The sequence below is a fragment of the Rhodoluna sp. genome (genome assembly GCF_036721215.1).
Classification (GTDB): domain Bacteria; phylum Actinomycetota; class Actinomycetes; order Actinomycetales; family Microbacteriaceae; genus Rhodoluna.
Genome location: NZ_DAIMLM010000002.1, coordinates 282760 through 293975 on the forward strand (window position 1 = coordinate 282760; position 11216 = coordinate 293975).

Genomic DNA, 11216 nt, shown 5'->3' on the forward strand with positions numbered 1-11216 from the left:
TTGAGAACTCTATCTTCCCTTGGGCAGCTTGAATCAAAGCGGGTATTGCTTCGTTGTGACCTGAATGTTCCGATAGAAAACGGTGCTATCAGCGACGACGGAAGAATCCGAGCCTCGCTACCGACCATCAAGTATCTAATCGAGCAGGGTGCAAAAGTCATCATCTGCTCGCACCTTGGAAGGCCAGACGGTGCCAGAGTAGAGAAATATTCGCTACGCCCAGTAGCCAAGAGACTTTCCGAACTTCTTGATCAACCCGTCTCGTTTTCTGAAGATTGCGTGGGTAGGGAAGCCAGTGATCAGGTCTCTAATCTTGAGAACAAAGACGTTCTACTTCTAGAAAATCTCCGCTTTCATAATGCCGAAACTAGTGATTCTGAGACTGAGCGTCAGGACTTTGCGGCAGACCTTGCCGAGCTGGCAGATGTGTATGTGGGTGATGGTTTTGGGGTACTTCATCGAAAGCAGGCAAGCGTTTTTGAGATTGCAAACCTCCTTCCTACTGCAGCTGGCTATCTAGTTGAAAAGGAACTTTCTGTTCTTGAACAGCTGGTAATAAGCGACTCACATCCATACACAGTTGTTCTTGGTGGATCTAAAGTCTCAGACAAATTGGGCGTTATCTCAGCGTTGCTACCAAGGGTAGATAACTTGTTGATTGGTGGTGGAATGGTCTTTACCTTCCTTGCCGCTCTTGGCCACAAAGTCGGCAAGAGCTTGCTCGAAGAGTCGCAAATAGACACCGTCAGGGGCTATCTTGAACAGGCCAAGGCTCTCGGCGTGAACATCGTGCTACCAACTGACATCGTTATGGCAAGTAAATTTGCTGCGGATGCTGAAAACTTAGTAGCTCAAATGGACGAACTCGAGCAAACCTCTTTCGGTGCTAGTGGCATCGGACTTGACATTGGACCAGTATCAGCGAGGGTTTTCGCGGAGATTATTTCTTCTTCAAAACTTTGCTTCTGGAACGGCCCAATGGGTGTTTTCGAGTTTGAAAGCTTTAGTTCAGGGACCATGTCCATAGCAGAGGCTCTCTCAAAGGTTCAGGGTCTTGGTGTTGTCGGGGGCGGTGATTCGGCAGCCGCCGTTAGGGCGCTTGGATTCGATGACAGTGAGTTTGGGCACATCTCAACCGGCGGTGGAGCTAGTCTTGAGTATTTGGAAGGCAAATCTCTTCCTGGACTGGAGGTTCTCGCATGAGCGATCGTAAGCCGCTGATTGCTGGCAACTGGAAGATGAACTTGGACCACCAGCAGGCTATTGCCCTAGTCCAAAAAATCGCGTGGACACTAAAGGATGTCGATCACGACTACGAAAAGGTCGAAGTGGCAGTTTTCCCTCCATTTACTGATCTGCGTACAGTTCAGACGCTCTTGGATGCTGACAAGCTTCAACTTCGCCTCGGAGCCCAGGATGTCTCGAAGCATGAATCTGGTGCATACACCGGCGAGGTTGCTGGCGCATTTCTCAAGAAGCTAAATGTCGAGTACGTGCTGGTAGGCCACTCGGAAAGACGCCAGCATAACAACGAAGATGATGAGCTAGTGCGCGACAAGGTAGCAGCATGCTTCAAGAACAAGCTTGTTCCGGTTATCTGCGTTGGAGAGACGCTTGAAGAATTGGAAGCGGAAGGCGCAGCTGCAGTTCCAGTTAGACAACTAACCAAGGCTCTCGAAGGTCACAAGGACATTGGTGATTTCGTAGTCGCATATGAACCGGTTTGGGCTATTGGCACAGGGAAGGTTGCCAGCAGCGAGCAGGCCGCAGAGGTCGCAAAGAAATTGCGCCAGACCATCGGCGAGCTGGTATCTACCGAGACCGCGGAGCAGACCAGGATCTTGTATGGCGGATCTGTGAAGAGCGCTAATGTCGCTGGATTCCTTGCATCCCCAGAGGTTGACGGGGTTTTGGTTGGGGGAGCAAGCCTGGTGGTTGATGAGTTCACCGGTATTTGCCGCTTCCAGAAGCATGTCAGCTTATAATCTTCTAGTACTTATAAAGAACAGGTAAATCCATGGCTGCAATCCAAATCGCGCTTCAGGTGCTTCTAGCAATCACTAGCTTGCTGCTTATTCTCATGATTTTGCTCCACAAGGGCAGAGGCGGCGGACTCTCGGACATGTTTGGTGGCGGAGTCACTACTAACGTGTCATCTTCTGGAGTTGCTGAGAGAAACCTGAATCGCATCACCATCATATTGGGCCTTGTTTGGGTTGGTTCAGTCATTGCACTTGGTCTTTTCACCAGGTTTGGGTTCTAGGGGGGAATTTGTCAAGCGGAGGATCAGCAATAAGAGGCTCTCGTGTTGGCGCGGGTCCAATGGGTGAGCAATACCGCGGATTCAAGTCCGAAAGAGTTGAGCGTCATTACTACTGCATAAACGGACACACTCAGAGTCCCCAGTTCGCAGCTCATGTAGACCCAGCTGAAATACCCGACATGATTGACTGCCCGAACTGTGGCCTTCCTGCTGGTCAAGACAAAAAGAACCCTCCAGAGATCTTGAAGCACGAACCATACAAAACTCACCTGGCTTATGTCAAAGAGCGCCGCACCTCAGATGAAGCAAAGGCACTTCTTGACGAGGCACTTTCTTCAATCAAGGACCGAAGGGCGAAACTTGCCGAAGCTGCAAAGAAGCAGCTCAAGGAGGAAGCTGCCCGAACAGCAGCAGCAAAAGCTCTGGCAGCAAAGATGGCAGCTGAAAAAGCTAAAGCAGCAAAGGCCGTTAAACCCGTCAAACCGGTCAAGCCTGCCAAGGTAGTAAAGGCTGTGGCCAAGAAAGCTGCCAAGCCAATTACCAAGAAGCCAGTTGCAAAAAAACCCGCCGCTAAAAAGTCAGCACCAGCCAAGGTTGTTAGAAAAGCCGCTAAAGCAGCACCGAAGGCAAAGCTAAATGCAAAGAAGACTGTTGTTAAAAAGAGCGCATCAAAGGTCGCTAAGAAGAAGTAATCCCGAAAGATTAGTTAGCTTCAATAAGCTCTTGGATCAGAGCTAGGGCGTTTTCTTTATCAGCGAAGCGGAGAGCTAGAACTGGCCTTCCCGCCGACGACAAGACGTTCGCATCTCCAACTGCTTGGGAGTTCATAAGTTCAGCAAAACCAAAATCACGTCCAGGAACCGGAATGTCCTCTTGCCCCGTGCCTATTAGTTGCAAGAAAACTCCTTGGGCGGGACCTCCCTTGTGGTACTGACCGGTGGAGTGTAGAAACCTAGGACCCCAACCAAAAGTCGTTGGCCTAGCTGAAATTCCCGCAATCACGCCTCGAAGTTTCTCATAGGCAACATCGCGATTACGGTCGAGATAGGCATGTATGGCGAAGTATCTGTCTTTGTCGGCCGAATCTAAGAGCAAGCGAAGTGCTTCTCGGAGTGTTGACCTAGGCCCTAAGTCCAAGTTTCTTGCAAACACTTCAATTCCAGATTCTGTAAACAGGGAACTTTGGTTAGCTGATTTGTTCTCCAAGAAAGCACGGGACGCAACCTTTGCGGACTCAACATCTGGCTGATCGAATGGATTCACTCCAAGTAGCTTGGCTGCGACAACTGTTGCTACCTCCCATAGAAGAAGTTGGCTGCCTAGAGAACCAGACACTGCGATATCAAAATCGCCCTCGGACACCTTGTCAACAAGTCCCACTGTTAAAAAGTCATCTGCAAGCGTCTTGAGTTCAGGGGAGTTACGATCAAGAACAATGGGGAGAACGCCACGGCCGATCTTTCCCGTGGACTCGGCAATGAGCTGCTCCATCCAATCTCCAAGGCCTACGATTTGATTACTAATCGAAGCAATCCCCATTTTGTCCTTGAAGCCAACACTTGATGCGCTTCTGGCCATGGCCGCCCCTAGAACTAAGCCAGGATTTCCTGGTTCATCACGGCACAAGACATCTGCGGCGGCAACCGCATCCAAAAGGATTGGTTGCATGTCAACGCCTGCAAGGATCGATGGAACAACCCCAAAAGCTGTAAGAGCGGAGAATCTTCCTCCGACGCTGGGGTTTGCAAGAAAAATACGATAACCATCTGCTGTGGCTTGTTTTTGCATCGGGGATCCTGGGTCGGTAACAATAACTATTCTTTTGGTCTTATCTATGCCTGCGCGATCAAATGCGTCCTCGAATGCACGTTTTTGTGAATCGGTCTCCACGGTTGAACCTGACTTAGAGGAGACGACAACGATGGTTCGAGCAAGATCCTTCGACAAGGCTGCACTCACTTGGGAAGGGTAAGTAGAATCCAAAACAACCAACTCAACACCAGCAGTTGCTGCAATGACCTCTGGTGCTAGTGAGGAACCGCCCATTCCACAGAGCACGATTCTAGAGAGACCTTTACCAAGGTGCTCTGTTCTAAGGGCGCTTAGCTCGGGTAGTAGCTCTAGAGACTCGCTAGCGGCATCGACCCAGCCAAGACGAATAAAAGACTCGGCCTCAGCTTCTGGGCCCCAAATGGTGTGGTCCCTGCAGAAGATTCTGCTGGCAATTTTCTCGCGAACTAGTTCCGGTACAAAGAGTTCAACCGCTGCCGCTGACGCACCCCTTGTTGCGACTTCAAAGTTCATTAGTTACCTTGCAGCGCCTTCGATACGGTGTCTAGAAGGTCATTCCAAGAGGCAACAAACTTTTCGACTCCTTCGGACTCCAGCAAAGCGACAACCTCGTCGTATGAGATACCCAGCTCACTAAGTTCCGTGAGAACAGCTCTGGAGTTCGCGTATTCTCCAGTGATGGTGTCGGGGGAGATGACACCGTGATCAAATACTGCCTCCATGGTGGCCTCAGGCATGGTGTTTACAAGCTCAGGTGCGATCAACTCAGTCACATACAAAGTGTCCTGCAATGTAGTGTCCTTGACCCCGGTAGAAGCCATGAGTGGGCGCTGCTTATTCGCACCAGCATTCTGCAGGTCCTTCCATTCAGACGCCGCAAACTCTGTCTCAAAAAGCTCATAGGCCAATCTCGCGTTCGCAAGGGCTGCCTTTGATTTCAAGTCAAGTGCTTGCTTGGTACCAATAGCTTCAAGCCTCTTATTGATTTCAGTGTCAACGCGAGAGACAAAGAATGATGCGACTGAATGAATCTTGGATAAGTCGTGTCCGTTCTGTTTCGCCTTCTTGATACCATCCCTAAACGCCTTGATAACAAGTGCGTAGCGCTGGAGTGAGAAAATAAGCGTGACATTGACAGAAATACCAGCAGCTAGAACTTCAGTGATTGCGCTAAGCCCTGGAACCGTGGCAGGAATCTTGATCATGACATTCTCACGGTCTACGGCTTTGAACAGCTCTTTTGCCTGTGCAATGGTTTTTGCGGAGTCCATCGCTATACCTGGTTCTACCTCAATCGATACTCGTCCTTCAACACCATTGGTCGATTTGTATACATCAGCGAAAACATCGCACGCCATACGAACATCCTGAGTGGTTGCTTCGAAAACAGCTTCTGATGCTGACGCGCCCCTAGCGGAAAGTTCAGCAAGCTGAGTAGCATATGCGTCACCTTTCGAGAAGGCACCGGCAAAGATAGTTGGGTTAGTTGTTACCCCAGAAACAGCCCGAGATTTAATGAGCTCAGCGAGTGAGCCTGACTCAATTCGATCTCTTGATAGATCATCGAGCCAGATGCTCACGCCAGCCTTGTCTAGTTCATGAAGTGGCGAGCTCATTTGCTTCTTCCCAGCACCGCTTTAGCCTTTGCTACAACCGCTTCGGCAGTAATGCCGAACTTTGAGAACAGCGTCTTGTAGTCAGCAGAGGCGCCGAAATGCTCAATAGACACGGAATCGCCTTGTGGAACATACTTTGACCAACCAAGTGCCAATCCTGCTTCCACAGAGACTCTCGCTTGAACACTGGCTGGAAGAACGCTCTCGCGATAGGAGTCGGATTGTTCCTCGAACCACTCCACGCAAGGCATCGAAACAACGCGAGTTTTGACACCGCTTTGCTCAAGCTCTAGCCTTGCGGCTACAGCTAGCTGAACCTCAGAGCCTGTTGCGATCAAGATCAGTTCAGGTTTTTTATCGGACGCGTCCACCAAAACGTAGCCGCCAAACTCCACATTGCTTGCGGAAGACATAACTTGTCCAGTTGAATCGGCTGCAGTTCGATCAAAAACTGGGACATTTTGTCTCGTGAGGGCAATTCCAGCGGGACCAACTCTCCTAGAAAGAATCTTTTTCCATGCGATGCTAACTTCATTTGCATCAGCAGGCCTTACGATGTCGAGACCAGGAATCGCCCTTAGGGTTGCAAGCTGTTCAATAGGCTGATGGGTAGGACCGTCTTCGCCCAGAGCGATTGAGTCATGAGTCCAGACGAAGATTGAAGAGACTCTCATTAAGGCCGCTAGGCGAACAGCCGGCCTCATGTAATCGCTAAAAATCAAGAAGGTTCCACCGTAGGATCGTGTTTTTCCGTGAAGCGCGATTCCATTCAAGATCGACCCCATAGCGTGCTCCCTGATTCCAAAGTGCATCACTCGTCCGTAATCGTCACCCGTGAACTCGTGAGTTGAGTGAATCTTTGGAACGAAGGATTTAGCGCCAGCAATTGTCGTGTTGTTGGATTCTGCAAGGTCTGCCGAGCCACCCCATAGCTCCGGCATCACTTTCGCGATGGCATTGAGTACTTTTCCAGAGGCTGCGCGAGTCGATACATCAGTACCGGCATCAAAAACGGGAAGAACAGAATCAAGATCCGGAAGCTCACCATTATCTAGGCGATCGAACAATGCAGCATTTATTGGATTTGATTTCCTCCAGGCCTGGAAGTTGCTTTCCCACTGCGTGAGAACATCCCTGCTGCGGTCTCTGAACCCCCTGGTGTAGCTGATAACAGCGTCAGATACCTGGAAGTTCTTGGCTGGATCAAAGCCAAGAACAGACTTTAGCCCCGCAAGCTCCTCAGCTCCTAAGGCAGAGCCGTGAACCTTGCCAGTGTTTTGCTTAGTTGGTGCTGGCCAACCAATAATGGTTCGAATAGTTATAAGCGATGGCTTGTTGGTTTCTGCTTTAGCTTTCTGGATTGCCGAGTAAAGCTCCTGCATGTCTTCGACGTATTCGCCAGATTTTCTCCAATTGACAACCTGAACGTGCCAACCGTATGACTCGTATCGTTTCTCAAGATCCTCGGTGAACGCGATCTTCGTGTCATCTTCGATAGATATCTGATTCGAGTCATACAAGACAACTAGGTTTCCAAGCTTCTGGTGGCCGGCCAGGGACGAAGCTTCGGAGGTGACACCTTCTTGCATGTCACCATCGCCAGCGATGCAGAAGATGTAGTGATCAAAAGGGCTAGTTCCTGCAGGCGCCGATGGGTCAAACAGCCCTCTTTCGAACCTTGCAGCGTAGGCAAAACCAACTGCAGAGGCAAGACCTTGACCCAGTGGTCCAGTCGTTATTTCGACGCCCTTGGTGTGTCCATACTCAGGGTGTCCTGGGGTAAGGGAATCCCAGGTTCGAAGTGCCTGCAAATCTGACAGCTCAAGTCCGTAACCAGTGAGGTACAACTGGTTGTAAAGGGTTAGAGATGAATGTCCGACACTGAGAATAAATCGGTCCCTGCCAACCCAATCCGGGTTTGCTGGGTCATGCCTAAGAACTTTCTGGAACAAAAGATGGGCTACTGGAGCCAAAGAAATTGCCGTACCTGGGTGGCCATTACCGACTTTTTCAACCGCGTCAGCCGCTAGAACTCTCGCGGTATCAACCGCTTCTTGGTCTAGCTTTGACCACTCAAGATTGCTCATAACCTACCTGTTCACGTGTCAAACCAGACCTTGCGCGGAATGTCCACCAAACAAGCTTGATCCTTGGGATAAAGGATTGGGGTCTTCCACGACCTTACGATTTACCTTACACATATAGCAAGCAGACCCTTGGTTGCGCAGGGCTACAAGTTGGTCGCTTAGACTTAAATCAAATCATGAGCTCTCAAACCTTAGAAACCTTGCCTGTCAGGCTTGGTTTCTGGCGCAAAGCCAAGGCCTATTTTGACCTCACTAAACCGAGGGTTATTGAACTTCTTCTCATCGCCACGGTTCCGACCATGATTCTTGCCCAACGAGGCATTCCAGACCCCTGGCTCGTGATTGCCACGGTGTTTGGCGGAGCGTTGAGTGCGGGAAGTGCAAACTCATTCAATTGCTACATTGATCGCGACATTGACAAGATTATGGGTCGCACTAAAGGCCGACCACTAGTAACCGGCGATGTGTCACCAAAAGAGGCATACCTGTTCGCTTGGGCTCTAGGCATTCTCTCTGTGGTCTGGCTTGCAGTCATAGTCAATCCACTGGCCGCGGCACTTTCTCTGGCCGCGATACTGTTTTATGTTTTTATCTACACATTGCTTCTGAAGCGTCGCACCCCACAAAACATCGTCTGGGGAGGTGCTGCAGGGGCCATGCCAGTTCTCATTGGGTGGGCTGCGGTTACTGGTGAACTAAATGCTGCCGCCTGGGTATTGTTCCTGATTGTTTTCCTATGGACCCCACCGCACTACTGGCCACTTTCGCTTAGGTACAAAGCCGAATACAGCGATGCTGGGGTTCCGATGCTCCCGGTGGTGCGAGACAACAGAACTGTAGGCATTCAGATTGTCTTGTATGCATGGGCGCTGGTTGTCTCAACGCTGTTGCTGATTCCACTTGGTGAGATGGGCATCATCTACACGGCAACAGCTCTAGTTACTGGCGCTCTGTTTCTTATGGAATCACACCGCCTAAACGCTGAAGCGAAAAAGGGTGAAATCAAAAACCCCATGAGACTCTTTCATGGGTCGATAACATACCTGACTGTCTTATTCGTTGCTATTGCGCTTGATCCGCTATTTTTCTTTAATCTCTTCTAGTCTCCGCAGGCTTTCGTCACGTTCTTTCGAGTGATCGAGCATCGGTTCAGGGTATCCATTTATGAGCCCATCAACTAGTAACCAAGGCTCGTGAACTTCGGATCCTTCAAGATGTGAAAGCTCCGGAATGTACTTACGAACATAGTTACCATCTGGATCGAATTTGTATCCTTGCAAAATCGGATTGAATACTCGGTAGTAGGGCGAGGCATCTGTTCCGCAACCAGCCGTCCACTGCCATCCATGTGAATTCGACGCGGGATCAAAATCTGATAGACACTGCTCGAACCAGTCTGCTCCCTGCTGCCACTCCAGATGCAAGTCCTTCACAAGAAAACTTGCAACAATCATGCGAACCCGGTTGTGCATCCATCCTTCGGCCGCGAGTTGTCTCATACCCGCATCAACCATAGGAAATCCAGTGGTACCCAGCTTCCAGCGTTCAAGTTTCTCAACCGCGTCTTTACCTTTGTCGTAACGCATTTTCGAAAACCTTGGCACGTAGTAGTCGTTGACTGTATGTGGGTTTCTAAAAAGGACATCCGCATAGAACTCTCTCCAAGCGATCTCTTTTCGAAATACATTATGGCCAGGTATATCTCGGAGGTCTGCTAAAAGTGTTCGTGGGTGTATCTCGCCGTGCGCTAGGGCGTGAGAGAGCTTTGATGTGCCAGAAAGATCCGCACGATTCCTGTTTTCCGAATAGTCAAAGAGAGCTCTCTTCTTGAATCGCTCAAAGGTATCCAAGGCGTATCTCTCACCCGCACGAACTTTGAACTGTGCTGGCTTTGTATGTTTAGGAACCTTAGTAATTGAAGCTTGACCCCAGATCATCTTCTTTGGAAGCTTGAAAGGCTCGGGCCAACCAATCTCGAACCAGGCCTTGTAAAACGGCGTGTAAACGCGATAGGCCGAGCCATCTGTTGGTTTGGCTACTGCTCCTGGCTGAACTGCGTAGTTTGATCCTTCCAGCACAAGCTTCTTGCCAACGGCTTCTAAGGCTTTAGCCACCTGCACTTGCTCGACCATTCCTGCAGGATCATAGCTTTGCGTGGCGTGAATAAACTCAACATCATTTTGCTTAGCAAATTTGAGGAGTGCGGCGGCGCTTTCTCCTTCGAGAATGTGCAAAGAATCTGACATTGACTTTCTCAGCGATTCCAAAGATGCAACTAACGAGTGCTGTCTGATTCCGCTCAGGCTCTCGAATGCTTCCTTTCGAAATGTGAAGCATCCAAGAACAGGGGAGCCGCCATCAGCTATTGCTGCCTCTGCGCAGCGCGTCAGAGCCTCGTTGTCTTGCAGCCTTAGATCCTTGCGGAACCAAAAGATCCTGCTCATCTCGACGACTCGATTCCCTTAAATCTTGATCGAAGGGCCAGCAGCTGAAATGTCAGCAGAGAGATGATCAATGAAGCTCCGAGCATGTGCACACCTGCGAGCAGTGCCGGTACTCCCATGTTGGATTGCACCACACCCAGCACTGCCTGTAGTACAGAAACAATCAGGAGAATCCCCAAGGATATCACAGCAGGATTTGAGGTGGGCTTGCTCGGAACGCTTCTCCAAGCAAGTGCTAGAGAAAGCAACACCAGTGCGGTCATCGCGTAGGCAGGCCACGAGTGGTAATGTTGCCAAGTTTCTAGATCGAAACCGTTTCGAGGGGTTAGAGAATCTCCAGCGTGAGGACCAGCACCGGTCACGACAACTCCTACAATCACTGTCACCCAGCCGACCACAAAGATCGGCCAGGCAAGCAAGACTGACTGATAGCTGATTGGGTCATGCTTAGGCGAGTAAGCCCGCCACACCAAAACCGAGGCAATGCTGATAAGAACGCCTGAGACGAGAAAGTGGGCTCCGACCACCCACGAGTTCAGGCCAGTAAGGACCGTGACGCCACCAAGCAACGCTTGAGCGATAATTCCTAGAACTAGCAGCACTGCTGGCCAGGTCAGGCCAAAACGCTGGGCCTTCATAGTCCTGCGAATGACGATGAAAGTGAGGCCTGCGATTATGACCAGAACGAAGGTCAACAGACGGTTACCAAACTCGATTAGACCGTGGATACCCATTTCAGGAACGGATACGAAGGATTCCTCGGTGCACTTGGGCCAGGTTGGGCAACCCAAGCCCGAACCCGTGAGGCGAACCAAACCACCAGTAACGACGATCAAGATCTGACTAACTAGCGACGCCCATGCGTAAGCCCTGAGCCTTGCCGGAGCAAAGATGGTTCTAAAGGGCTGAATCAAGAGCTAATTTCCTGTCTGCTGATGCAATTTTGTGCAATGCTGGTAAACTTTAGTCAATTCCAGTTTCGCATTAACTTTGGCGCGGGAATGCATGGTTGCAA

General features: G+C 50.2%; 9 protein-coding genes and 1 pseudogene. 5 read left to right on the forward strand and 5 right to left on the reverse strand.

Features of this window, described 5'->3' with window-relative positions:
• The 4 genes and pseudogenes from AC9UCN_RS04650 to AC9UCN_RS04665 all read left to right on the forward strand — a co-directional run.
• Entirely contained in the window at nucleotides 1-1203 is a 1203-nt protein-coding gene (locus AC9UCN_RS04650) for a phosphoglycerate kinase (protein ID WP_509524256.1), read from the forward strand.
• A complete protein-coding gene (gene tpiA, locus AC9UCN_RS04655; protein WP_509524259.1) occupies nucleotides 1200-1985 on the forward strand; it encodes a triose-phosphate isomerase in 786 nt (261 codons plus the stop codon). The genes AC9UCN_RS04650 and tpiA overlap by 4 nt, the downstream gene beginning before the upstream one ends.
• Nucleotides 1986-2017: 32 nt before the next feature.
• Entirely contained in the window at nucleotides 2018-2263 is a 246-nt protein-coding gene (gene secG / locus AC9UCN_RS04660; RefSeq protein ID WP_509524261.1) for a preprotein translocase subunit SecG, read from the forward strand.
• A gap of 8 nt (nucleotides 2264-2271) precedes the next feature.
• Nucleotides 2272-2622: pseudogene (locus tag AC9UCN_RS04665) on the forward strand (RNA polymerase-binding protein RbpA); the annotation flags it as partial.
• Between the two features lie 343 nt (nucleotides 2623-2965).
• Here the strand turns inward: AC9UCN_RS04665 and AC9UCN_RS04670 are convergent.
• Genes AC9UCN_RS04670 through tkt form a run of 3 tightly spaced genes read right to left on the reverse strand, consistent with a single transcriptional unit; the run spans nucleotide 2966 to nucleotide 7757 of the window.
• Nucleotides 2966-4567, reverse strand: a complete 1602-nt coding sequence (locus tag AC9UCN_RS04670) for a phosphoglucose isomerase-related protein (RefSeq protein ID WP_509524264.1) — start codon at nucleotides 4565-4567, stop codon at nucleotides 2966-2968.
• Entirely contained in the window at nucleotides 4567-5670 is a 1104-nt protein-coding gene (gene tal, locus AC9UCN_RS04675; protein ID WP_509524267.1) for a transaldolase, read from the reverse strand. The genes AC9UCN_RS04670 and tal overlap by 1 nt, the downstream gene beginning before the upstream one ends.
• Entirely contained in the window at nucleotides 5667-7757 is a 2091-nt protein-coding gene (tkt, locus tag AC9UCN_RS04680) for a transketolase (RefSeq protein ID WP_509524270.1), read from the reverse strand. Before tkt ends, tal begins: the two co-directional genes overlap by 4 nt.
• A 176-nt stretch (nucleotides 7758-7933) precedes the next feature.
• On the opposite strand from tkt, the gene AC9UCN_RS04685 reads away from it, so the two are divergent.
• Nucleotides 7934-8860 carry a heme o synthase gene (locus tag AC9UCN_RS04685; protein WP_509524273.1) on the forward strand — a complete coding sequence of 309 codons (927 nt, stop codon included), beginning with the start codon at nucleotides 7934-7936 and terminating at the stop codon, nucleotides 8858-8860.
• Here AC9UCN_RS04685 and AC9UCN_RS04690 read toward each other — a convergent pair.
• A complete protein-coding gene (locus AC9UCN_RS04690; protein ID WP_509524276.1) occupies nucleotides 8837-10201 on the reverse strand; it encodes a cryptochrome/photolyase family protein in 1365 nt (454 codons plus the stop codon). The two genes, AC9UCN_RS04685 and AC9UCN_RS04690, sit on opposite strands and share 24 nt — an antisense overlap.
• The gene (locus AC9UCN_RS04695) at nucleotides 10198-11115 is read right to left on the reverse strand and encodes a COX15/CtaA family protein (RefSeq protein ID WP_509524278.1); all 918 of its coding nucleotides are present in this window, start codon (nucleotides 11113-11115) and stop codon (nucleotides 10198-10200) included. Before AC9UCN_RS04695 ends, AC9UCN_RS04690 begins: the two co-directional genes overlap by 4 nt.
• Nucleotides 11116-11216 lie beyond the last annotated feature (101 nt).